At 68.2% G+C, this 23,867-nt stretch carries 18 protein-coding genes; 11 read left to right on the forward strand and 7 right to left on the reverse strand.

Translation table 11 applies throughout. The features are described 5' to 3' along the window. Positions 1-54: 54 nt before the first annotated feature. The gene (gene pepN, locus LOS8367_RS01915) at positions 55-2,607 is read right to left on the reverse strand and encodes an aminopeptidase N (protein ID WP_085894745.1); all 2,553 of its coding nucleotides are present in this window, start codon (positions 2,605-2,607) and stop codon (positions 55-57) included. A 123-nt stretch (positions 2,608-2,730) separates the two neighbouring features. Between pepN and LOS8367_RS01920 the strand changes: the two genes are divergently transcribed. The 4 genes from LOS8367_RS01920 to LOS8367_RS01935 all read left to right on the forward strand — a co-directional run bounded on the left by LOS8367_RS01920 (position 2,731) and on the right by LOS8367_RS01935 (position 6,653). Continuing rightward, positions 2,731-2,991, forward strand: a complete 261-nt coding sequence (locus LOS8367_RS01920; RefSeq protein WP_085894746.1) for an OadG family protein — start codon at positions 2,731-2,733, stop codon at positions 2,989-2,991. Between the two features lie 133 nt (positions 2,992-3,124). Further along, positions 3,125-5,293: a malate synthase G gene (locus tag LOS8367_RS01925; protein ID WP_085894747.1), complete on the forward strand. Its 2,169-nt coding sequence runs from the start codon at positions 3,125-3,127 to the stop codon at positions 5,291-5,293. Continuing rightward, positions 5,293-5,721, forward strand: coding sequence for a GlcG/HbpS family heme-binding protein (locus LOS8367_RS01930; RefSeq protein ID WP_085894748.1), 429 nt, complete (start codon positions 5,293-5,295; stop codon positions 5,719-5,721). The genes LOS8367_RS01925 and LOS8367_RS01930 overlap by 1 nt, the downstream gene beginning before the upstream one ends. Before the next feature lie 149 nt (positions 5,722-5,870). Beyond that, positions 5,871-6,653 carry a gamma-glutamyl-gamma-aminobutyrate hydrolase family protein gene (locus LOS8367_RS01935; protein WP_085894749.1) on the forward strand — a complete coding sequence of 261 codons (783 nt, stop codon included), beginning with the start codon at positions 5,871-5,873 and terminating at the stop codon, positions 6,651-6,653. Between the two features lie 105 nt (positions 6,654-6,758). On the opposite strand, the gene LOS8367_RS01940 is transcribed toward LOS8367_RS01935, so the two are convergent. From LOS8367_RS01940 to LOS8367_RS01950, 3 genes are all read right to left on the reverse strand, one after another. After that, positions 6,759-10,082, reverse strand: coding sequence for an error-prone DNA polymerase (locus LOS8367_RS01940; RefSeq protein ID WP_085894750.1), 3,324 nt, complete (start codon positions 10,080-10,082; stop codon positions 6,759-6,761). 70 nt (positions 10,083-10,152) lie between these two features. Continuing rightward, complete coding sequence (locus LOS8367_RS01945) at positions 10,153-11,724, reverse strand: Y-family DNA polymerase (RefSeq protein WP_242665482.1); 1,572 nt, start codon at positions 11,722-11,724, stop codon at positions 10,153-10,155. Positions 11,725-12,207: 483 nt separating this feature from the next. Beyond that, positions 12,208-12,810, reverse strand: coding sequence for a hypothetical protein (locus LOS8367_RS01950; RefSeq protein WP_106535008.1), 603 nt, complete (start codon positions 12,808-12,810; stop codon positions 12,208-12,210). Between the two features lie 190 nt (positions 12,811-13,000). Between LOS8367_RS01950 and LOS8367_RS01955 the strand changes: the two genes are divergently transcribed. Beyond that, positions 13,001-14,314, forward strand: coding sequence for a cytochrome-c peroxidase (locus LOS8367_RS01955; RefSeq protein ID WP_085894752.1), 1,314 nt, complete (start codon positions 13,001-13,003; stop codon positions 14,312-14,314). A gap of 9 nt (positions 14,315-14,323) precedes the next feature. On the opposite strand, the gene kynU is transcribed toward LOS8367_RS01955, so the two are convergent. Then, positions 14,324-15,517, reverse strand: coding sequence for a kynureninase (gene kynU / locus LOS8367_RS01960; protein ID WP_085894753.1), 1,194 nt, complete (start codon positions 15,515-15,517; stop codon positions 14,324-14,326). A gap of 101 nt (positions 15,518-15,618) precedes the next feature. Between kynU and LOS8367_RS01965 the strand changes: the two genes are divergently transcribed. The 5 genes from LOS8367_RS01965 to LOS8367_RS01985 all read left to right on the forward strand — a co-directional run bounded on the left by LOS8367_RS01965 (position 15,619) and on the right by LOS8367_RS01985 (position 20,647). Continuing rightward, a complete protein-coding gene (locus LOS8367_RS01965; RefSeq protein WP_085894754.1) occupies positions 15,619-16,065 on the forward strand; it encodes a methyltransferase family protein in 447 nt (148 codons plus the stop codon). A 104-nt stretch (positions 16,066-16,169) separates the two neighbouring features. Beyond that, entirely contained in the window at positions 16,170-17,741 is a 1,572-nt protein-coding gene (locus tag LOS8367_RS01970; RefSeq protein ID WP_085894755.1) for a Re/Si-specific NAD(P)(+) transhydrogenase subunit alpha, read from the forward strand. Positions 17,742-17,753: 12 nt separating this feature from the next. Then, positions 17,754-19,253 (forward strand): NAD(P)(+) transhydrogenase (Re/Si-specific) subunit beta, encoded by a 1,500-nt coding sequence (locus LOS8367_RS01975; protein WP_085894756.1) that lies wholly within the window; start codon positions 17,754-17,756, stop codon positions 19,251-19,253. 102 nt (positions 19,254-19,355) lie between these two features. Next, positions 19,356-20,303 (forward strand): DMT family transporter, encoded by a 948-nt coding sequence (locus tag LOS8367_RS01980; protein ID WP_242665483.1) that lies wholly within the window; start codon positions 19,356-19,358, stop codon positions 20,301-20,303. Next, positions 20,291-20,647, forward strand: coding sequence for a VOC family protein (locus LOS8367_RS01985; protein ID WP_085894758.1), 357 nt, complete (start codon positions 20,291-20,293; stop codon positions 20,645-20,647). The genes LOS8367_RS01980 and LOS8367_RS01985 overlap by 13 nt, the downstream gene beginning before the upstream one ends. A gap of 52 nt (positions 20,648-20,699) precedes the next feature. Here the strand turns inward: LOS8367_RS01985 and LOS8367_RS01990 are convergent, their stop codons facing one another. Further along, complete coding sequence (locus tag LOS8367_RS01990) at positions 20,700-21,248, reverse strand: pseudouridine synthase (protein WP_085894759.1); 549 nt, start codon at positions 21,246-21,248, stop codon at positions 20,700-20,702. 287 nt (positions 21,249-21,535) lie between these two features. Between LOS8367_RS01990 and LOS8367_RS01995 the strand changes: the two genes are divergently transcribed. Next, positions 21,536-22,705, forward strand: coding sequence for a type III PLP-dependent enzyme (locus LOS8367_RS01995; protein WP_085894760.1), 1,170 nt, complete (start codon positions 21,536-21,538; stop codon positions 22,703-22,705). Between the two features lie 82 nt (positions 22,706-22,787). On the opposite strand, the gene LOS8367_RS02000 is transcribed toward LOS8367_RS01995, so the two are convergent. After that, complete coding sequence (locus LOS8367_RS02000) at positions 22,788-23,792, reverse strand: LLM class flavin-dependent oxidoreductase (protein WP_085894761.1); 1,005 nt, start codon at positions 23,790-23,792, stop codon at positions 22,788-22,790. Positions 23,793-23,867 lie beyond the last annotated feature (75 nt).

Consider the following 23,867-nt stretch of genomic DNA (forward strand, 5'->3'; position numbering starts at 1 on the left):
TGCCCGAACCGCAAGGTTTAAGGGGGCGTTCCATGCCGCCCTCTCACGGACGCGTCAGCCCGCCAGCATCCGCCCGACCATCTCGGAGGTATCGCGGCTGAGCCGCTCGGTCCCGGCAATCCGCTCCAGCTCGGCCCGGATCAGTGCCTGCCGCTCGGGGGCGTAGCGCCTCCAGGTCGAGAAGGCCTGGGTCATCCGCGCCGTGGTCTGCGGGTTCAGCGGATCGAGCTTCAACAGCCAATCGGCCAGAAGCCGGTAGCCCGCACCGGAGGGGTGATGAAAGCCCGCCGCGTTGCCGGCGAGCGCGCCGAACACGGCGCGGAAGCGGTTCGGGTTCTTCCAGTCGAAGGCCGGGTGCCGGGTCAGTGCCTCGGCGGTGTCTGCCGCCGCCTCGGGCCTGGCGGCGGCGACCTGCAGACCGAACCACTTGTTCATCACCAACCGCTCATGGCGCCACTGGTCTTCGAAAGCCTTCAGCTCGGCCTCGCCCTCTCCGATCGTCAGCAACGTGCCCAGCGCCGCGATCTGCTGGGTCATGTTGTCAGCGGCCTGGAACTGCGCCCGTGCCCGGTCGCCGCCTTCGGTGAGCGACAGCAGCGACAGCGCGGCGTTGGTGAGTGCACGGCGGCCGGCATCCTCGGCTTCGGGGCTGTAGGGACCGCTGACCTGATGCGCCTCGTAGAGGCGGATCAGCACGTCATCCAGCCGTGCCGAGATGGCGCGGCGCAGCGCCTCACGGGCCTCGTGGATCGCCGTGGGATCGGGGGCCTGACCGGTTTCGAATATTGCCTGCGCCAGCTCGTCCTCGCCCGGCAGGGCCAGAAGCTGGGCGCGGAAGGCCGGGTCGAGGCTCTCGTCGGCGATGCCGCGCCCCAGGGCGTCGATATAGCCCGCATGCGGGCCATCGCCGTCGAGGACCATCGCCATGAGGCCGGTGCGGGCAAGGACGCGCCCGGCTTCCCACTTGTTGAACGGGTCGGTGTCATGCGCGAGCAGGAAGGCACGGGTCTCGTCGGACTGTTCCTGCTTGAGGATCACCGGGGCGGAGAAACCGCGCAGGATCGACGGCACGGGCCGGGCCAAGAGACCGTCGAAGGCAAAGCTCTGTTCGGCCTCGGTCAGCTCCAGCACCTGCGTCGGCACCACCTCGTCGCCATTGGGGTTCAAGAGCCCCACCGCCACCGGGATCACCACCGGCTGTTTCTCGGGCTGGTCCGGGCTCGGCGGCGTCTCCTGCCGAAGCGTGAGCGTGTAGCGACCGTCGGACCAATCCTCGGCCACGTGAACGCGGGGCGTGCCCGCCTGGCTGTACCAGCGCGCGAATTGCGACAGGTCCCGGCCGGTCGCGTCCTCGAAGGCGCGGAGCCAGTCCTCGATCGTCACGGCCTGGCCGTCATGGCGTTCGAAATAGAGGTCGAGCGCCTTCCTGTAGCCCTCTTCCCCCACCAGCCTGCGAAGCATGCCGACCAGTTCGGCGCCCTTCTCGTAGACGGTGACGGTGTAGAAATTGTTGATCTCGACGAAGCTCTCGGGCCGCACCGGGTGGGCGAGGGGGCCGTTGTCCTCGCGGAACTGGGCCGAGCGCAGCAGCATCGCGTCGCCGATCCGCTTGACCGCGTGGGAGCGCATGTCGCCGGTGAATTGCTGGTCACGGAACACCGTGAGACCTTCCTTGAGGCAGAGCTGGAACCAGTCGCGGCAGGTGACGCGGTTGCCGGTCCAGTTGTGGAAGTATTCATGCGCGATGATCGCCTCGATCCGCTCGAAATCGGCATCGGTGGCGGTGGCGGGCGAGGCCAGCACGGCGGAGGAGTTGAAGATGTTCAGCCCCTTGTTCTCCATCGCGCCCATGTTGAAGTCGTCGACCGCGACGATGTTGAACACGTCGAGATCGTATTCGCGGCCATAGACCTCCTCGTCCCACTTCATCGACTTCTTCAGCGCCTCCATCCCGAAGGCGCATTTGTCGATATCGGCCTCACGGACCCAGAGGTTCAGCGCGACCTCGCGGCCAGACATCGTGGTGAAGCTGTCGGAATGGGCAACGAGATCGCCCGCGACCAGCGCGAAGAGATAGGCGGGCTTGGGCCAGGGGTCGTGCCATTCCGCAAAGCCCTCGCCCGAGGCGCCGGGGTTGCCGTTCGACAGCAGTACCGGTTGGTCGCTTTCGATCCGCACGTGGAACGGTGCCATCACGTCGGGGCGGTCGGGGTAGAAGGTGATCTTGCGAAAGCCCTCGGCCTCGCACTGGGTGCAGTACATGCCGTTCGAGCGGTAGAGCCCTTCGAGCGCGGTATTGTTCTCGGGGTCGATCTCGACCTCGGCCGCGAAGGTGAAGGGCGCGTCGGGGGCGTCGAGCCTGAGACCGCCCTCGACCAGCTCCGGCGTGACCGGGGCGCCGTCGACATGCGCCGAGATCAGCTTCAGCTGCTCGCCATGCAGGAAGAACTCCCGTCCGGTGGCGTCCGGGTTGGGCCGGAAGCGGATCTCGGACAGCACCCGCGTCGCATGCGGCGCAAGCCGGAAGGTCAGGCGCACCTCCTCCACCAGATAGGCAGGCGGGGTGTAGTCCCTGAGATAGACGGTGCGGGGATCGTGCTGTGTCATGTCAGGGAACCTTTCGCTGAACCTTCGGGCCTGCCGGACGTTAGGGCCGCAACAGGGGGCCTTCAAGCGCGCCCCCGACCGCGACCGTCCTTGCCGGCGCGGCAACCCGTGAGGAGAAGTGACATGTCCGCCCCGCATACAGACGTCGAGAAACAGGAAAAACGCCACAAGGGCCCCCTGACCGGCATGGCCGTCGTCGCCGTCTTCGGCGTGCTGCTGATACTGTTCCTCGTCTTCATCGGCTTCGGCCAGGGCAACGAGCCCGAAGCCGAGAGCACCGTCGAAGCCGTGGGCAGCGAAGAGGTCGAGCAGGCCGATGACGCCGAGATCGTCGGCGCGCCCGAGCAGATCAACGATACCGTCGGCACCGCCGAACAGCAGTGAGCCATAGGCGACCGACCTCGAAGGGCGCGGGTCCCCGGATCCGCGCCCTTTGCGCGTCACGGCGAGATCGAGTTGCCGCACCTGCCGGGATCGATTAGCCATTTGCACGAAGAACACGAGGAGGAGACGGCAGATGGCCGAGAGGATCGACAAGCACGGGCTGATGGTGGCGCCCGAGCTGGTGCAATTCATCAAGGAAGAGGCGCTTCCGGGGACGGGGATCGACGCCGACGACTTCTGGAAGGGCTTTGCCGCGCTGGCGCAGGAATTCGGGCCGCGCATCCGTGACGCGCTATCGGTGCGCGCGAAGATGCAGGCCGAGATCGACGCCTGGCATCTGAGCCGCAAGGGGCAGCAGATCGACCCAACCGAATACCGGCAGATGCTGGAGGGCATCGGCTACTTGACGACCGAGGGCGATGATTTCGAGATCGGCACCGAGAACACCGATCCCGAGATCGCCACCACGCCCGGGCCGCAGCTGGTAGTGCCGATCACCAATGCCCGCTTCGCGCTCAACGCCGCGAATGCGCGTTGGGGCAGCCTCTATGACGCGCTCTATGGCACCGATGCGCTGGGCAGCCTGCCGCAGGGCAAGGGCTATGACGAGGAGCGCGGCGCCGAGGTGATCGCCTGGGGCCGCAGGCATCTCGACGAGGTCGCCCCGCTCGATGGCGCCTCCTGGGCCGAGATCGACCGGCTGGAAATCAAGGGCGGCACGCTGATCGGCTGCAAGGGCGATGCCGAGCACGGTCTCAAGGAGCCCGAGCAATTTGCGGGCTCGAAGACCGACGGCAAGGCCGAGTTGCAGGTGCTGCTGGAAAAGAACGGCCTGCTGATCGAGATCGTGGTCGACCCGTCGAGCCGGATCGGCGGCTCGGACCGCGCCGGCATCTCCGACATCCGGCTCGAGAGCGCGATCTCGACCATCATGGATTGCGAGGATTCGGTCGCGGCGGTCGATGCCGAGGACAAGGTGCTGGCCTATCGCAACTGGCTCGGCCTGATGCAGGGCACGCTTTCGGCCACCTTCCAGAAGGGCGGCGAGGAAATGACCCGTCGCATGGAAGGCGACCAGCACTTCACCGCGCCCGACGGCTCGGCCCGGACCGTCAAGGGTCGCTCCCTGATGCTGGTGCGCAATGTCGGCCACCTGATGACCAACCCGGCGATCATCGGCAAGGATGACGAGCGCGAGATCTCCGAGGGTCTGATGGATGCGGTGATCACCGTGCTCATCGCCATGCATGACCTGAAGAAGACCGAAGGCCCGCGCAACTCGGTGCATGGCTCGGTCTACATCGTGAAGCCGAAGATGCACGGCCCCGACGAGGTGAAGCTCTCGGACGAGATGTTCTCGGCCGTCGAGAAGATGCTCGGCCTGCCGCAATACACGGTCAAGCTCGGCATCATGGACGAGGAGCGTCGCACCTCGGCCAATCTCAAGGAATGCATCCGCGCCGCGAAGAACCGGGTGGCCTTCATCAACACCGGCTTCCTCGACCGTACCGGCGACGAGATCCACACGTCGATGGAAGCCGGGCCGATGATCCCCAAGGGCGAGATGAAATCCTCGGCCTGGATCCAGTCCTACGAGGATCGCAACGTCGATATCGGTCTCGCCTGCGGGCTGCGCGGCAAGGCGCAGATCGGCAAGGGGATGTGGGCGATGCCCGACCGGATGGCCGATATGCTCGAGCAGAAGATCGGCCACCCGAAGGCCGGTGCGACCTGCGCCTGGGTGCCGTCTCCCACCGCCGCGACGCTGCATGCCACGCATTACCACCATGTCGACGTGCTGGCGCGGCAGGAGGAGATCGCCCAGGGCGGTGCCCGTGGCACGCTCGAGGACCTGCTGACGATCCCGCTCGCCACCGGTCGCAATTTCGACGATGCCGAAGTCACCCGCGAGATCGAGAACAACGCGCAGGGCATCCTCGGCTACGTGGTGCGCTGGATCGATCAGGGGGTCGGTTGCTCCAAGGTGCCCGACATCAACGATATCGGCCTGATGGAGGATCGCGCGACCTGCCGGATCTCGTCGCAGGCCTTGGCCAACTGGCTGCATCACGGTGTCGTCTCCAAGGAGCAGGTGATGGCCGCCATGAAGAAGATGGCCGAGGTGGTGGACCGCCAGAACGAGGGCGATCCGCTCTACAAGCCGATGGCCCCGCATTTCGACAGCCTCGCCTTCCAGGCGGCCTGCGACCTCGTCTTCGAGGGCCGCAAGCAGCCCTCGGGCTATACCGAGCCGGTGCTGCATCGCCGTCGCCTCGAACTCAAGAATCTGGAGACCGTCTGATGACCAAGCTCAACATCGACGCCGCCCGCACCATTATCCGTGAAACCCTCGCCAAGGCGCATGAGATGGGCCTGAAGCCCATGTCGGTGATCGTGCTCGACGCGGGCGGCCACCCGCTCGCCTTCGAGCGCGAGGACGGCGCATCGCCCGGCCGCTATGCCATCGCCGAGGGCAAGGCTTACGGCGCGGTGATGCTGGGCATGCCCGGCTCGGCGCAGATGGCGCGCGCCGAGGCGCAGCACTACTTCATGACCGCCGCCAATGGCGCCTTCGGCGGCAAGGTCGTGCCGGTCCCCGGCGGGGTGATCGTGCGCGGCGCCGATGGCGAGGTGCTGGGCGCGGTCGGGGTCACCGGTGACACCTCCGACAACGACGCCGAGGCGGCGCTGGCGGGGATCGCGGCGGCCGGGCTCACCGGCGCTGCCTGATCCTCGTTCCGGATCAGGACGACCTTCGGGGCCGGTGATGTGCCTCGATTGACGGCGAATGTGCGCGCGGTCCGGGTCTCCCGGGCCGCGCGATGCTTTTCAGAAAGATCGTGGCTGTATATCTGTAGGGGACAGCAACCGGAGCGATCATGACCCGTCCCGTCATCGGAATCATCGGCAACAACCACGTCATCGACGGCCATTACGTCACTCATGGCGGCGGCGCGATGAACTCATCCGCGGTGTCGCAGGTGGCAGGCGGCCTGCCGCTGGTGATCCCGTCGGATCCCAAGCTCGTCTCGGTCGAGGAACTGCTGGAGGCCTGCGACGGCTTTTTGCTCACCGGCGGGCGGCCCAACGTGCACCCGGACGAATACGGCGAGACGGAGACGCCGGCGCATGGGGCGTTCGATCGCTCGCGCGATGCGATCACCCTGCCGCTGGTGCGCGCTTGCGTCGAGCGCGGCCAGCCATTTCTGGGCATCTGTCGCGGGTTTCAGGAGGTGAACGTGGCGATGGGCGGCTCGCTCTATCCCGAGATTCGTGACCTGCCGGGCCGTTCCAATCACCGAATGCCCCCCGACGGCACGCTCGAGGAGAAATTCGCGCTGCGCCACGTGGTGACGCTGACCGAGGGCGGTCCGTTCCATCGGCTGTTCGGCGCACGTGAAGTGCTGACCAACACCCTTCACGGTCAGGGGGTCAAGCGGCCCGGCCGCCGCATCGTGATCGATGGCCACGCGCCGGATGGCACGCCTGAGGCGCTTTATGTCGAGGGCGCGCCGGGCTTTACCATGTCCGTGCAGTGGCACCCTGAGTGGAATGCCGGCGCTGACCCGGTCTCGCGGCCGCTCTTCGAGGCCTTCGGCGCGGCGGCGCGGGACTGGGCAGCCTGCAAGGGCGCCCAGGCCCAGGCGCGGCGCAGCGCCTGAGACGCTGCCGCCCGGTATCGGCCGGCACTTTGCGTATTTGAAGAAAGGTGAATGGGAAGGCATCTCCCTTGTTCATCTTTCCATAAATACGCACGGCGCAACATTTCAGTGAAAATCCCGGCTTTTCGGCAGGATGCGTGCATTGCGGGGATGCCCGTTCGCGGGCGCGTCGCTGCCCCGCGCCGAGCCCTGCACCGGGTTCTTCACCGCGTCGGCATGGTTCAACGGCGGTACAAGGCCGTCTGGCGCGAGGCGAGTGAGCGCATCGGAACGGTCCTCCAGCCGCTGCGCCACGAAATGCACGATCTCCACGTCGCGCTGCACGTAGCCCTCGACCACCAGAAGCCGTGCCTGCATCACCACGCGGCGGAACTGTGCCATCACCTTGGGCCAGACCACGATGTTGGCCACGCCCGTCTCGTCCTCGAGCGTGATGAAGCATACCCCCTTGGCGCTGCCCGGTTTCTGCCGGATCAGCACCAGCCCGGCGAGCTTCAGCCGCCGGCCCTGATCTGCGCGGTTCAGCTCGGCGGCGCTGGCATAGCCCTGCGCGGTCAGGCTGCGGCGCAGGAAGGCCATAGGATGCGCCTTCAGCGACAGCCGCAGCGTCTGGTAATCGGCCACCACCTGTTCGCAGACCGGCATGGCCGGCAGCGGCACCGGCACCTCCGCGCCTTCGTCGCGTGCCTCGCGAAACAGCGGCAGGTCGGGCGCATCGCGCAGACCCCGCGTTTCCCATAGCGCCTGCCGGCGATCGAGAAACATCGAGCGCATCGCATCCGCCTGGGCCAGCCTGCGCACCGCCGCCGCGCCGATCCCGGCGCGGCTCTTCAGCGCCTCGGGGGTCTCGAAGGGCGCATCACGCGCCGCCACGATCCGCGCCGCCGCCTCGGCCGCGAACCCGCCCACCATGCGTAGCCCCAGCCGCACCGCGAAGCCGCCCGTCGAAATCGGCTCGAGCGTGCAGTCCCAATCCGACATGTTCACGTCGACGGGGCGCACCTCGACCCCATGCTCGCGCATGTCGCGTACGATCTGCGCGGGGGCGTAAAAGCCCATGGGTTGCGAGTTCAGCAGCGCCGCTCCGAAGGCGCCGGGAAAATGGCATTTCAGCCATGACGAGACATAGACCAGATGCGCGAAGCTTGCCGCGTGGCTTTCGGGAAAGCCGTATTCGCCAAAACCCTTGATCTGCTCGAAGCAGCGCGTCGCGAATGCCTCGTCATAACCGCGCGCCACCATCCGCCCGACCATCTTCTCCTGCAAAAGCGCGATCGTGCCGCGCGAGCGGAAGGTGGCCATGGCCTTGCGCAACTCGTTCGCCTCGGCGGGCGAAAACCGGGCCGCGTCGATGGCGATCTTCATCGCCTGTTCCTGAAAGATCGGCACGCCCAGCGTCCGGCCCAGGATCGACTTCAACTCTTCGGGGTCGTGCGGCGCGCCGGGGGAGGGGTATTCGACCGCCTCTTCGCCGGCGCGGCGGCGCAGGTAGGGATGCACCATGTCGCCCTGAATCGGGCCGGGGCGGACGATGGCGACCTGGATGACGAGATCGTAGAAGGAGCGCGGGCGCAGCCGCGGCAGCATGTTCATCTGCGCCCGGCTCTCGACCTGAAACACGCCGAGGCTGTCGGCGCGGCACAGCATGTCGAAGACGCGCGGGTCCTCGCGCGGGATCGAGGCGAGATCCTCGCGCCGCCCCCAATGCGCCGCCACGAGGTCGAGGCTCTTGCGGATGCAGGTCAGCATGCCGAGCGCGAGGATATCGACCTTCAGGATGCCGAGCGCATCGATGTCGTCCTTGTCCCATTCGATGAAGCTGCGATCGGCCATCGCGCCATTGCCGATCGGCACGGTCTCGGTCAGAGGCCGTTCTGTCAGGATGAAGCCGCCGACATGCTGGGAGAGGTGGCGCGGCATCCCCACCAGCTGCCCGGCGATCAGCAGCGCCTTGCGCAGCAGCGGGTCGGTGGGATCGAGCCCGGCCTCGCGTACGTTCTCCTCGGCGATGCCGCTGCCCCAGTGGCCCCAGACGGTCTTGGCCAGCCCGCCGGTCACGTCCTCGGACAGCCCCATCACCTTGCCCACCTCGCGGATCGCGGATCGGGGGCGGTAATGGATCACCGTGGCGCAGAGCCCCGCGCGCGCACGGCCGTACTTCTGGTAGATGTGCTGGATCACCTCCTCGCGCCGCTCATGCTCGAAATCGACGTCGATATCGGGCGGCTCCTTTCTCTCATCGGAAATGAAGCGCTCGAACAGCAGCTGGTGCTGCGCCGGGTCGACAGCGGTAATGCCCAGCACGAAGCACACGGCCGAGTTCGCCGCCGATCCGCGTCCCTGACATAGGATCGGCGGCTGGGCCTTTTCCCGTGCGAAGCGGATGATGTCGTGAATGGTGAGAAAATAGCGCGCGATGTCGAGCCGGCCGATCATTGCCAGTTCCTTGCGCAGCACGGCATGGGTGGCGGGGGGGATGCCCGCGGGCCAGCGTGCCGCTGCCCCTGCCCATGTCAGTTTTTCGAGATAGTCCTGCGGGCTGCGGCCTTCGGGCACCACCTCGCGTGGATACTCGTAGGCCAGTTCCTGGAGGTCGAAGCGGCAAGCATCGGCGATCTCGCGCGTGGCGCGGATCGCATGCGGCCACTCCGCGAAAAGCCGCATCATCGTCTCCGGCGATTTCAGGTGCCGCTCGGCATTGGGCAGCAGCCGGTCGCCGGCCTCCGCCAGAACCATCCCCTCGCGGATACAGGTCATCGCGTCCTGCAGCGGCCGCCGTTCGGGCGCATGGTAGAGCACGTCGTTGGTCGCCATCAGCGACAGCCCGGCGTCGCGGGTCATGCGGTCAAGCGCGTTGATCCGGGCCCGGTCGCAGCCCCGGTAGAGATAGGAGGCCGCGACATGGCCGAGGCCAGGCAAGCGCCGCGCGAGCCGAGGCAGGGCGCTCTCAAGCCCTGCAAGGTCGTCCGGCGGCAATAGGATGAGCTTCAGCCCTTCGGCATGATCGGCCAAATCTCCAAGGGTGATCTCGCAGATCCCCTTCTTCTGCCAGCGTCCCTCCGGATCGCGCATCTTGCCCTTGGACAGTAGTACCGAGAGCCGACCATAGGCGGCGCGGTCGGTAGGATAGGCGAGGAACGTCTCGCCGGTGGTCAAGGCGAGCCGCGCGCCGATCACCGGCCGCAGATTTACCTTCTTCGCCGCGACATGCATCCGGACCACGCCCGCCAGCGTGTTCAGATCGGCGATGCCTAGCGCGTCAAAATTCTGGTGCCAGCCCTGTACCGCGAACTCGACAGCGTCGGACGCGCCGCGCAGGAAGGAAAAGCAGGTGGCAAGGCCCAACTCGACATATGGTGCGGCCGGGTTCGGCGGGAAGTTTTCCTCCCAAGGCACCTCGCGACGCGGCGGCTTCTCGATCTCGGGCATCAGCGCGGTCCCGGTCTTTTGCAAAAGACCGTGCCGGAGTTTTGGAAAACTCCGGTTCTGTCGTACCGGCTCATGCGAAGACCCCGTGCAGGAACCAGCGGGGTTCGGCACCGCGCCCATCGTCCAGAAGCCCCTCGCGGTAGAGCCAGAAGCGCCGGCCGGTGTGGTCCTCGATGCGGAAATAGTCGCGCAGGCGCGTACCCGGCCGGTCGCGCCACCATTCCGGCGCGATCCGCTCGGGTCCCGCGAAGCGCGCTACGCGCAGCCGCTGGCGGCGCCAGAGGAGCTGCGCGGGCGGGCCTTCCGGAACGGCGTAGAGTACGCGCACCTCCTCGGGGGGCTCGAACAGCCGCAGCGGGCGATGCGGGCGCGGTGGAAAGGCGCGTCGTGGCAAATGCAGCGCCGGGCACCACAGCATCTGTCGCTCGGGGAGGTGGCTCGGCATCGGCAGGGGCCGGGTCAGGGTGCCCATGCCGAAGCGGGCCGAGAGTCGGTCGATCAGCCGCGCGAGATCCTCGGCATCATCGGCGGTCCCGTCGAGCCGGCGCTGGCGCTCGGGCAGTGCTTCGGCCACCAGCGCGGCCAGCGTGATCAGGTCGAAGCCGAAACCGGGATCGAGACCGTCGAGCCGCCCTTCGAACAGCCGCACCATGTGAGCGGGATCGCGCGAGGGCTGCGAGGTCGCGGCCTGCGCCTGTGCCACCTCGCCATCGGTGCGGTAAAGCGCCAGTCCGAGCCGTCGCGCGCCGAAGCCCGCCGCGACGAGCCCGGCGCAGAGCTCTTCGGCCAGCACGGGCAAATGCGGCACCGGATCGATCACCGGCTCCGCGAGCCGGGCCTGCACGGCGAAGCGCGGCGGGTCGTCGGGGCTGTCGACCGGTTCGGGCGTACGGCCCGAAAGCTGGTCGAGGCGCAGGAGCGGGTCCGCCTCGGGCGCGTTTGCGCGAAACCGGCGCGCGAGCGAGAGGCGCGGCACGGCGCGTAGCGCACCGATGGTCGAGAGGCCAAGCCGGTCGAGCAGTTGCACCGTGGCGGCGTCGAGCCGCAGCGCCGCCACGGGCAGCGGATCGGTGCGCGCGAACAGCGCGTCAGGATCGCAGATCGCCGGGGCGAAGCGGGCCAGCGCCCAAGCCGCGCCGCGCGTAGGGGCAATGGCGGTCCGGGCGGTGAGACCGAGGCCCGCCAGGCGGTTCTCGATCTCGGCCCGCATCGCCACCTCGCCGCCCCAGAGGTGTTCCGAACCGGTGATGTCCATGATCAGCGCGTCGGTTCCGTCTATCGCGGTCCAGGGGCACCAGCGCCGGGCCCAAAGCATGAGCCGCTCCAGCGCCGCGCTGTCGGCGCGGGGCTCGGCAAAGGCGGTGCGCAGCTCGGGGCAGAGCGCGCGCATGTCGACGACGCGCGCGCCCGGCCCGATCCCCAGCGCCTCGGCAGCCGCGTTCACCGCGTGGATCACCGGTCCGTGCGGCCCCTCGATTGCCAGCGCCAGCGGCACGTCATCGGGCAGGGCCCGGCCGCACCGCGCCGCATGGGCCTGCCAGCGCTCGATGGCAAAGCGCGGGAGGTGCAGCGACAGAATACGCCGCGCCATGATGCCTCGGGCAGCGTCGGCCTCGCCGGGCGTCGTCGATCCGCCCGTCATATAGCCGGTCCCCCGGGGCCGCGCACCAGCCGCATCCGGCCCGGCGCGCCAACGCGGGAGGGGCATCCCCACCGGTGTAAAAATCTCCTGCTCTTGCTTCTGTTTCGACGCTGCCGGTTCGACCGGTGACGCGCCTTCAGCCCCCGATGTGGCCTCGGTGGCCGCGCGCAGCGCCTCGGCCGCCCGCGCAAGGCGGCGGGGGTCGGCGGCGCGGGGGCGGGCTTCGGTCGTTCGAGGCGCGGGAAAGGCGAGGACGGGCAGCTTGTCCCCGCCACTCATCGTCGGCGTCCGCTCTGTTCGATGCGCGGATGCGCTTGGACTGCCTCGGGCGGCGCGGGCCGTGACAATGCGCGGCGCGGTGTCCCCCAGAACACCGCCCCCGTCATCGCCTTGCCCTTGATGCCTTCGCGAAAGCGCGCGTCACAACTGGTCTCCCCTGCCTGGAATGCCTGCGGGACGGGTGCCGGCCCAGTACGGCAGGGCTCAAGCCATGGCGCGCTGCGCTTCCGCCGCATCCATGTCGATCGCATGGTCGAACGCCAGATTTCCGCTCTGCGGGTCATGACCAGCCACCCAGCGTCCCGGCGCGCGGAACCGCGTGCGAAACAACTCGGCGCTCCACAACGCCGCGCCAGGCGCGCGCGCGTCGTCCGGCTCGGGCCGGGCGGGCAAGGCGGCAACCCGCCATCGCTCTCGCGCCGCGCTCAGTTCCGGCGCGGTGCCGCGCCGGATCAGCCACGCCGGGATGCCATGCGCCTCCGAACGCAGCGCCAGCCGCTTGGTCGCGGTGAAGTCGACCGCCGGGGCGGTGCCCCAGATCTCGCCGATCACCGCACCCAGTGCCGGACAGCCGAGCCCCTGCTCCATCGCCCAGAGCACGTCCTGCGCCCGCGATACCTGCAGGTGCAGGAGTTCGTAGCCCCCGAGGCCCGGTGGAAACGGCCGCCCGCTCTCGCGCAACGACAGCCGATCCTGTATCCACAGCACCGGCCCGTCCCCGGGATCGAGATGCGCCAGCGCGAAGGCCGGGGCGGCGGCATCCACCGCCGTTTCGGGAAAGATCTCCGACAGGGTGGGCTGGCGCAACGCCGCGGGCCTGCGCGGCAGCGCGTCCGAGGGGGCGGGGCATGAAGCGGGGGGCGACCACGTCACGGGTTCTCTCTGCAAATCAATGTTCTGTATTTGTTCTAGTCCGCCCGCAGCGTTGCGTCAAATGTTGTCTGCGTCATTGCGCCGCGTGAAGCGCTGCGGCACCTTCCGTCGAAGGGGGAGTGACATGACCGGGAAGACGACGATAACGCTGGCCTTTCTCGGCTGGGCCGGGACGGGGCTGGCGCAGGAGCTGCCCGCGCCGCTCGACGATGCGGCCTGGCCCGATGTCGATCCGCGCGAGGCGGCGCTGGGGCAATTGCTGTTCTACGACCCGCTTCTCTCGGGCAATCGCGAGGTCGCCTGCGCCACCTGCCACCACCCCGAATTCGGCACATCCGACGGGCTGTCATTGCCACTGGGCGATGGCGGGCAGGGGCTCGGACCGCTCCGCACCGTCGATCCCGAGAACCCGCCCGAACAGCGGGTGCCGCGCAACAGCCAGGCGCTGTGGAATGTCGGCGCGCTGGAATACGTGTCTATGTTCCATGACGGGCGGGTCGAGATGGATCCGAGCGCACCCGGCGGCATGCGCACGCCGCTCGATGCCGACATGGTCGAGGGCTTCGCCTCGATGCTCTCGGCTCAGACCATGTTTCCGGTGCTCAGCCCGGACGAGATGGCCGGTCACTACAGCGAGAACGAGGTGGCGCAGGCGGTGCGGCTTGGAATGCTGACCGGGCCGGGCGGCGCCTGGGACCTGATCGCGCGGCGCGTGGCGGCAATTCCGGATTACGCGGTGCGCTTCGAGGATACCTATGGGCTTGCGCCGGAGGAGATCGGCTTTACCGACATCTCGGACGCCATTGCAGCCTTCATCACCTTCGAGTTCCGCTCCGATACCAGCCCCTTCGATGCGCGGCTGCGCAAGGGGGCACCGCTCGACCCGCAGGCCGAAGCGGGGCTGGCGCTGTTCTACGGCGCGGCAGGCTGCGTCGATTGCCATTCGGGACCGTTCCAGACCGATCACGGCTTTCACGCCATGGGCGCGCCGCAACTCGGCCCGGGCAAGGCCGCGCGGTTCGAGAGCCACGCGCGCGACGAGGGGCGGTTCCGGGTCACCGGCCGGGCCGAGGATCTCCATGCGTTCCGCACGCCATCCCTGCGCAACGTGGCGCTCACCGCGCCCTATGGCCATGCCGGCAGCCATGCGAGCCTGCGCGGTTTCGTGGCCGATCACCTCGACCCGGTGGCGGCGCTGCCCGGCTATGACCGGGGGCAGGCGGTGCTGCCCCGGATGGAGGTGTCGGATTGGCGCATTCTCGACGACCCGGCCGAAAGCGACGCCATCGCCTCGGCGGTGACACTGCCACCGGTCAAGCTCGCAGCTGACGAGATCGACGCGCTGGTGGCGTTTCTGGAGAGCTTGACCGACCCGGTGGCACGGACCGGACGGCTCGGCATTCCCGAAGCGGTGCCCAGCGGCTTGCCGGTGCCCTGAGGGACGGTCTCAGGTCACGGCGGCGCGGGCGTGGAATTCGGGGCGGTCCCAAGACCCTTTGCGCAGGATCGTCGCCAGCACCTCGACGGCGCGGTCGATATCGGCCTCATCGAGATAGAGCGGCGTGATCCCGAAACGCAGGATGTCGGGCGCGCGGAAATCGCCGATCACCCCTTGGGCGATCAACGCCTGCATCACCGCATAGCCCTGCGGATGGCGGAACGAAACCTGGCTGCCGCGCTGCGCATGCGCGCGAGGGGTCGCCAGTTCGAGGCCGGGGCAAGCGGCCTTGACGCCCGCGATGAAGCGGTCCGAAAGCGCCAGCGAGGCGGCGCGCAGATCGCCGATGTCGACCCGGTCCCAGATGTCGAGCGCGGCATCGAGCGCCGCCATGGCAAGCACGGGGGGCGTGCCCACCCGCATCCGCGCGATGGCGGGGCCGGGACGATAGCCCGGCTCGAAGGCGAAGGGCTCGGCATGGCCGAGCCAGCCGGACAGCGCCGGTTGCACCTCGTCGATCAGCCGGGGCGCCACGTGGATGAAGGCGGGCGCGCCGGGGCCGCCATTGAGGAACTTGTAGGTGCAGCCCACCGCGAAATCGGTATCGGCCGCGGCGACGTCGACATCCACCGCCCCCGCCGAATGCGCGAGATCCCAGATCGCCAGCGCCCCGACCTCATGTGCCTTGGCGATGAGCGCGGGCATGTCGTGGCGGCGGCCGGTACGGTAATCGACCTCGGTGATCATCATTACCGCGACGTCGTCGTCGATCGCAGCCTCGACCTCCTCGGGGGCCACGACGCGCAGCTCGTGGCCGCGCCCGAGCTGCTCGATTAGCCCCTGCGCCATATAGAGGTCCGAGGGGAAATTGCCGCTGTCGCTGAGGATCACGCGACGCTCGGGGCGCAGCGCCAGCGCCGCGGCCAGCGCCTGATGCACCTTGATCGACAGCGTGTCGCCCAGCACGGTGGTGCCTTCGGGCGCGCCGATCAGCCGGCCAATCCGGTCGCCGAGTTTCGCGGGCTGGTCCATCCAGCCGGCTCGGTTCCAGCCGGTGATCAGCATTTCGCCCCATTCGCCGGTCATCGCGCGGGCCGTGCGGTCGGGGGCGGCCTTGGGTAGAGGGCCGAGCGAGTTGCCATCGAGATAGGTCACGCCCTCGGGCAGGGCGAACAGCGCCTTGGTGGCTTGGAAATCGGTCATCTCGGCGCTCCTCCTCGCGTTAACCCGCGAAGTTGTGGCAGCACGGCTGCCCTTGCGCAACAGCGCGTGACAGCGCCCCGACGGCAGGGCAGAAAAGATGCATGTACTGGATCGACTTCCCGCCCGCCTGGACCTTCTACGGATTGCTCTCCGCTTGGGGCCTTTCTCGTGTCGAGCCTGTCTGGCTCGGCTTCGGGCCGTATCACGTGGCGCTGGGCGGGATCGTCTTCCTCGTCGGGCTTGGCCTGATGCTCTGGGCCAGCGCCACGATGCTGCGTCATCGCACGAAGGTCATGCCCCGGCAGGAGGCGGCAGCGCTGGTGACCGACGGGCCGTTCCGTTTCTCGCGCAACCCGATCTACCTCGGAGACCTGTTGCTGCTCGCGAGCGGCGCGCTGGTATTCGACGCGCCCTTGGCTCTGCTTCTGGTGCCCGTGCTGGCCGCGATCCTGCAGCGACGTTTCATCCGGCCCGAAGAGACGATGCTGCGTCGCGGTTTCGGCGCGGCATTCGAGGATTGGGCCGCCCGCACGCGCCGCTGGCTGTAGCACGGCCATGACGCGGCGGCAGCAAAGTCAGCTGCCGCTCTTGTGAAACATTCTTTCCCCGGCTACTCCTCTCGCAACCGCAGAATGACCGGAGGGGACGTGGCGTGAGGATCGGGGCACCGAGGGAGTTGCATGACGGCGAGGCGCGGGTATCGATGACGCCTGCGTCGGCGCGGGATCTGCGGAAGCTGGGGCATGCGTGCCTGATCGAGGCGGGGGCGGGTCTGGCGGCGGGGTTCACCGACGCGGCCTATGAAGAGGCGGGGGTCACGGTGGTGCCGGACGCCGCGACGCTCTGGGCCGAGGCGGAGATCGTCACCAAGGTGCGGCCGCCGCTGGACGAGGAGCTCGGGCGGCTGCGCGAGGGCCAGACGCTGATCTCGTTCTTCTACCCGGGCCAGAACGCCGAGGCGCTGGGCCGGGCGAAAGACGCGGGCGCCACGGTGATCGCGATGGACATGGTGCCGCGGATCTCCCGCGCCCAGAAGATGGACGCGCTCAGCTCGATGGCCAACATCGCGGGCTACCGCGCGGTGATCGAGGCGGGCAGCAATTTCGGCCGCTTCTTCACCGGCCAGGTGACCGCCGCCGGCAAGGTGCCGCCGGCGCGGGTGCTGGTGATCGGCGCCGGCGTCGCGGGGCTCGCGGCGATCGGCACCGCGACCTCGCTGGGCGCGGTGACGCTCGCGTTCGACGTGCGTCCCGAGGTGGCCGAGCAGATCGAGAGCATGGGCGCCGAGTTTGTCTATCTCGACTTCGAGGACAGCCAGGACAGCGCGGCCACGGGCGGCTACGCCGCGCCTTCCAGCCCGGAGTTCCGCGAGAAGCAGCTCGCCAAGTTCCGCGAGCTGGCGCCCGAGATCGACATCGTCATCTCGACGGCCCTGATTCCGGGCCGCGACGCGCCGGTGCTGTGGACCCGCGACATGGTCGAGGCGATGAAGCCCGGCTCGGTGATCGTCGATCTCGCCGCCGAGCGCGGCGGCAATTGCGAGCTGACGGTGCCGGAGGAGAAGTTCGTCACCGACAACGGCGTGACGATCATCGGCTACACCGATTTCCCGAGCCGCATGGCGGCGCAGGCCTCGACGCTCTACGCCACCAACATCCGCCACATGATGGCCGATCTGACGCCGGCCAAGGACGGCGTCGTCAACCATAACATGGAGGACGACGTGATCCGCGGCGCCACCGCGACGCATCGCGGCGAGATCACCTACCCGCCGCCGAAGCCCAAGACCGCCGCCATCGCCGCCGCGCCCAAGAAGGAGAAGGCACGCGAGCTGACGGTCGAGGAAAAGCGCGGGCAGGAGATCGCGGCCTTCAAGAAGCAGACCAAGGACCAGATCGGCCTGCTGGCCGCGGGCGCGCTGGTGATGCTCTTGATCGGCGCGGTCGCGCCCGAGAGCTTCATGAGCCACTTCATCGTCTTCGCGCTGGCCTGCTTCGTCGGCTTCCAGGTGATCTGGGGCGTCAGCCATTCGCTGCACACGCCGCTGATGGCGGTGACCAACGCGATCTCGGGCATCGTCATCCTCGGCGCGCTGTTGCAGATCGGCTCGGGCAACTGGCTGGTGGTGTTTCTGTCGTTCATCGCGGTGCTGATCGCCTCGATCAACATCGTCGGCGGTTTCCTGGTCACGCGCCGGATGCTCGCCATGTTCCGCAAGTCGTAAGGGGGCCGGATCATGAGCATCGGCATCGTTTCCGCCGCCTATATCGTCGCGGCCATTCTCTTCATCCTGTCGCTCGGGGGCCTGTCGAACCAGGAGAGCGCCAAGCGCGCGGTCTGGTACGGCATCGCCGGCATGGCGGTGGCGGTCTTCGTCACCGTGTTCGGCCCCGGCGTGCACAACCTGTTTCTCATCCTCGTCGCGATCGCGGCGGGCGGCTTCGCCGGCTGGATCGTCGCCGGCCGCGTGCAGATGACCGAGATGCCGCAGCTGGTCGCCGCGCTGCACAGCTTCGTCGGTCTGGCGGCCGTCTTCATCGGCCTGAACGCCGACATCATGCTGCACGACGTCAACGCGCTGCTGGCAGCCAACGGGCTCGACCGCGCCGCGCTGGCGCTCTTGGACCCGACCGAGCTCGCGCAGGCGGGCGGCGGCTTCTTCGGCGAGCTCACCGGCTTCGGCAAGAAGCTGGCGCTGAAGGACGCGGCCGAGATCGGCATCCTCAAGACCGAGGTGTTTTTGGGCATCTTCATCGGCGCGGTGACCTTCACCGGTTCGGTGGTGGCCTTCGGCAAGCTCGCCGGCCGCGTCGACGGCAAGCCGAAGAAGCTGCCGGGCGGCCACATGCTCAACGCTGCCGCGCTGGCGCTGTGCCTGGCGCTGGGGCTTCTCTACCTCACCGGCGCCGGCATCTGGACCATGGTGCTGGTGACGCTGATCGCCGGCTTCATCGGCTGGCACCTGATCATGGGCATCGGCGGCGCCGACATGCCGGTGGTGGTGTCGATGCTGAACTCCTACTCGGGCTGGGCCGCCGCGGCGATCGGCTTCACGCTGGGCAACGACCTGTTGATCGTCACCGGCGCGCTGGTCGGCTCCTCGGGCGCGATCCTGAGCTACATCATGTGCAAGGCGATGAACCGCAAGTTCGTCTCGGTGATCCTGGGCGGCTTCGGCGGCACGTCGGGCCCGGCGATGGCGGTCGAGGGCGAGCAGATCGCGATCGACGCCGACGGCGTGGCGCAGGCGCTGGAGGACGCCGACAGCGTGGTGATCATCCCCGGCTACGGCATGGCGGTGGCGCAGGCGCAGCAGTCGGTCTCCGAGCTGACCCGCAGGCTCCGGGCGCAGGGCAAGACCGTGCGCTTCGCGATCCACCCGGTGGCGGGGCGTCTGCCCGGCCACATGAACGTGCTGCTCGCGGAGGCCCGGGTGCCCTACGACATCGTGCTGGAGATGGACGAGATCAACGACGACTTCCCCGAGACGGACGTCGCCATCGTCATCGGCTCGAACGACATCGTGAACCCCGCCGCCCAGGACGACCCCAACAGCCCGATCGCCGGCATGCCGGTGCTCGAGGTCTGGAAGGCCAAGCAGGTTTTCGTCTCCAAGCGCGGCCAGGGCACCGGCTATTCCGGCATCGAAAACCCCCTCTTCTTCAAGGACAACACACGCATGTTCTACGGCGATGCCAAGAAATCGCTGGATGAACTGCTCGGCAAGATTGCCTGATCCTTTCGAATCGACAGGAAAGGCCCCGCCCCGGCGGGGCCTTTTGTCGTTGCAGGGTATCGCCCTATGGACGAGTCTCCGGCCATGGCGGCGCACTCTCCCTTGAACGGCATCGGCCTGCGCCTGCTGGCCGCATTTCTCATCACTGCGATGTCGGCGATGGTGGCGGTGGCCACGCGCGAGGTCGGGTTGGGGCAGATCGTGTTCTGGCGCTCTGCCGTCGCGTTGATCCCAATCTGCGCCTACATGGCCTGGTGCCGCGAGTTTCCCTCGGCCATCGCCACGCGCCGCCCCGGCCTGCACCTGACGCGCAGCCTGTTCGGAGCGCTGTCGATGGCGCTGTCCTTCCTGTCGCTGGCCTGGCTGCCGGTCGCCAATGCGCAGGCGCTGGGATATCTCGCTCCCGTCCTGACGCTGCCGCTTGCGGCGTGGATACTGAGCGAGCGGATCGGGCCGCTGGCCTGGGGGGCGGCGGCTCTGGGCTTCGGCGGCGTGCTCCTGATGCTCGGCGCGGCGCTGGAGGCCCCGGGGCAGGGCGCGCTGATCGGCGTGGCGGCGGGGCTGGGCTATGCGGTGACCATGGCTTTCGTCCGGGTGCATATCAAGACGATGACAGCGGTCGAGCGCCCCGCGACCATCGCCTTCTGGTTCGCCGTGGTCTCGGCTCTGGCCGGGCTGGCGACATGGCCTTTCGGCTGGGCCATGCCGTCGCCGCAGATGATGCTCTGGCTCTTGGGCGCGGGGCTCATGGGCGGGCTCGCACATGTAGCTGCGACCGAGGCAGCGGCACGGGCACCGGTCGCGGTGCTGGCGCCGTTCGACTTCACCGGGCTGGTCTGGGCGCTTTTGTTCGATGCGGCGTTGTTCGGGGTCACGCCGGATGGGCTGGGGCTCATGGGCGTCGTGGCGATCACCGGTGCGGCGCTGTTGGTGAGCTTCGCCGCTTGGGCGCCGGGAGGGCGCCCGCGCGAAAGTCCGGCGCGTCAGGACCGGGGCCATGCTAGGCTGGCCGCGACGGGCAATCGGAGGCGAGGGCGATGGAAAAGGTGACGGGCGTCGGCGGGGTGTTCTTTCGGGCGCGCGATCCCGAGGCTCTTGCCAAGTGGTATCTCGACCATCTGGGCATCGAGGGGCCGGGGCCCTCGATCTGGCGGCAGGAGGCGGGGCCGACCGTGCTGATGCCGTTTCCGCGCGACACGGAGTATTTCAGCCGGGCAGAGCAGCAATGGATGATCAATTTCCGCGTCGCCGATCTCGACGCAATGGTGGCGCAACTCGAGGCAGCCGGCATCGCGGTCGAGCGACGCGATGAATGGGACAGCGAAATCGGTCGTTTCGCGCGAATCCACGATCCCGAGGGCAATCCGATCGAGCTGTGGCAGCCAAGCGCCTGATCCCCTTCATCTTTCTTCAAATACGCAAATCCTGCCGCTCCAGAGAAGCGACTCAGATCTCGATCTCGCGCCATTCCCCCGGTGCCAGCCCGTCCAGCGTCCAGTCGCCGATGCGCCAACGCACCAGCCTGAGCGTGGGGAAACCGGCCGCGGCGGTCATGCGGCGGACCTGACGATTGCGCCCCTCGCGGATCGCGACCTCGATCCAGGCGTCCGGCACGGATTTGCGGAACCGTACCGGCGGATCGCGCTCCCACAACGCAGGCGCCGCGATCAGCCGGGCCCGGGCGGGACGGGTCGCACCGTCCTTGAGCGTCAGGCCGCGCCTGAGCGGCTCCAGATCGGCCTCGGTGGGGCTGCCCTCGACCTGCACGAGATAGGTCTTCTCGATCTTGTGTTTCGGATCGCTGATGCGCGCCTGCAGCCGCCCGTCATCGGTGAGCAGCATCAGCCCCTCGCTGTCGCGGTCCAGCCGCCCCGCCGGGTAGACCCCGGGCCGGTCGATGAAATCCGACAGGGTGGCGCGCGGGCTGGGGCTCTTGGCGTCGGTGAACTGCGACAGCACGTTCATCGGCTTGTTGAACAGGACGAGACGCGGCATGGGCCCTCCGGAATGCAGTGAACCCCTATAGAACAAGGGGGATCGGCATGCAAAACCAAGGCCGCTAAAAAATTGGGCTTTGTCCGAGATTTCCCCTTGATCCGACTCGGGCTTTGCCCCAAATGCCCCCTCAAGACGCCAACGCACGCGCCTCTGGCCACGCCTGGACGCAAGCCTCTCTTCGAGGGGCCTACGCACAGACCCAGCACGCGTTTATGCAGCGACGGTAACGTCTCCCTTGGAACCGCCGGCCTCACGGGGCCCCCGTCTGTCTATCGGAGATGCACATGACTGCATATTACGCGGGCGCCAGCGCCCCCTCTTTCGCCGTCGCCAACCGCCTGGAGGCCTTTGCCGCCAGTGCCGAGTTCGACCGGCCGACGCTGGTGATCGACGTGGACCGCGTGGAGACCCAGTATGACGCGCTGAAGGCGGGCCTCGGCCGGGCCGACATCCATTATGCCGTGAAGGCCAACCCGCATCCCGCGATCATCGAGCGCCTCGTGCAGCTCGGCTCGCATTTCGACGCGGCCTCGCGCGGCGAGATCGAGCTGTGCCTGTCCCAAGGCGCGCGCCCCGAGCACGTCTCCTTCGGCAACACCATCAAGCGCGTCTCCGACATCGCCTTTGCCTACGGCGCGGGCATCCGCATGTTCGCGGTCGATGCCGAGGAAGAGCTCGAGAAGATCGCCGAGCACGCGCCCGGCGCGCAGGTCTATGTCCGCCTGATCGTCGAGACCTCCTCGGCCGATTGGCCGCTGACCCGCAAGTTCGGCTGCGATCGCGACACCGCGCTCAAGCTGCTCGACCGGGCGACCGAGCTGGGCCTCGAGCCGCTGGGCTTCTCGTTCCATGTCGGCTCCCAGACCCGTCATGCCGAGATGTGGGTGCCGGTGCTCGATGAGCTGTCGCGCATCTGGACCGCCGCGCAGGAGGCCGGCCACAAGCTGCAGCTTCTGAACATCGGCGGTGGTTTCCCGGCCTTCTACGGCGAGGAGATCCAGGCCCCCACCGATTACGCCGCCGCCGTGATGGAGCTGGTCGAGGCCCGTTTCCCGGGGGCCGAGCGGGTGATGGCCGAGCCGGGCCGCGGCATGGTCGCCGAGGCCGGTGTCATCGCCTGCGAAGTGATGCTCACCTCGCGCAAGTCGGACCGCGACATGCATCGCTGGGTCTATCTCTCGATCGGCCGTTTCTCGGGTCTGGCCGAGACCGAGGGCGAGGCGATCCGCTACCAGTTCGTGACCCCGCATGACGGCGAAGCCACCGGTCCCTGCATCCTCGCGGGCCCGTCCTGCGACAGCGCCGACGTGCTGTACGAGAAGCGGCCGATGAACCTGCCGCTGAACCTCAAATCCGGCGACCGGGTGCTGATCCGCAACACCGGCGCCTACACCTCGACCTATTCCTCGGTCTGCTTCAACGGCTTCCCGCCGCTGGACGTGGTGGTTCTGTAAGAGATACCGGGCGGCGTTGCCGCCCGGGTGACGACGACCCAAGGGGCTGCATTCCCGGTCAGGTCTGCGCCCGTCATGACCCTCAGGTCATGGCGGGCGTTTTCATGTCGGATAGCACCTCGGCGCCGATGTCGAAGCTGCGCTTGCGAGCGTCGACATCGAACATCATGCCGGTGAGCATCAACTCGTCGGGCTGGTAGCGGTCGATGATCTCGCGCAGCTGGCGGCGCACCGAGTCGGGGCTGCCGGTGGCCGAGACCGAGAGCGCCGCCTCGGCGCCCGCGATGGCGCTGGCCGGAACGTGGTCGGCCACGTTCTCGACCGGGCGCGACAGGCGGCCCGGTGTCCCGGTCCTGAGTCGTGCAAACGAGAGGATCTGCGACGAGCGGTGATAGCGCGCTTCTTCGTCCGTATCGGCCGCGTGCAACCCGGCGGCCATCATGAAATAGGGCTTGTCGAGCCGCTCCGAGGGGCGGAATCCCTCGCGGTAGGCCTGGATCGCGGGCTCCAGCATCTGCGGCGCGAAATGCGAGGCGAAGGCGTAGGGCAGGCCGAGATAGGCGGCGAGTTGCGCCCCGAAGGTCGAGGAGCCGAGGATCCAGACCGGCAGATGCGAGCCCATGCCCGGCACCGCCCTCACGGGTCCCTTGCCCTCGTCATCGTCGAGATAGGAGATCAGCTCGGCCACGTCCTGCGGGAAGGCATCGGCCGATTGGTGGTAGCGCCGGAGCGCCTGCGCCGTCGCGCCATCGGTGCCGGGCGCGCGGCCAAGCCCGAGATCGATCCGGCCCGGGTGAAGCGCCTCAAGCGTGCCGAACTGCTCGGCCACCACCAGCGGCGCGTGATTGGGCAGCATGATGCCGCCCGCACCGACGCGGATCGTCGATGTCGCCTGCGCCACGTGGCCGATGACCACGGCGGTGGCGGCCGAGGCGATACCGGGCATGTTGTGATGCTCGGCCAACCAGTAGCGGTGATAGCCCAAGCGTTCGGCATGGCGCGCGAGATCGGCGGCGTTGGCCAAGGCCTGCGCCGGGGTCTCGGTTTCGGTCACCGGGGCGAGGTCGAGTAGGGAAAACGTCTGCATGTCATGGCTCCTGCGGTCGGACCCGATATGGGCGCCTTCCGGCCTGGCGAAAACCATCCTTGCTGCACAACCCGG

Source organism: Limimaricola soesokkakensis (assembly GCF_900172345.1).
In the GTDB taxonomy this organism is placed as follows: Bacteria; Pseudomonadota; Alphaproteobacteria; order Rhodobacterales; family Rhodobacteraceae; genus Limimaricola; species Limimaricola soesokkakensis.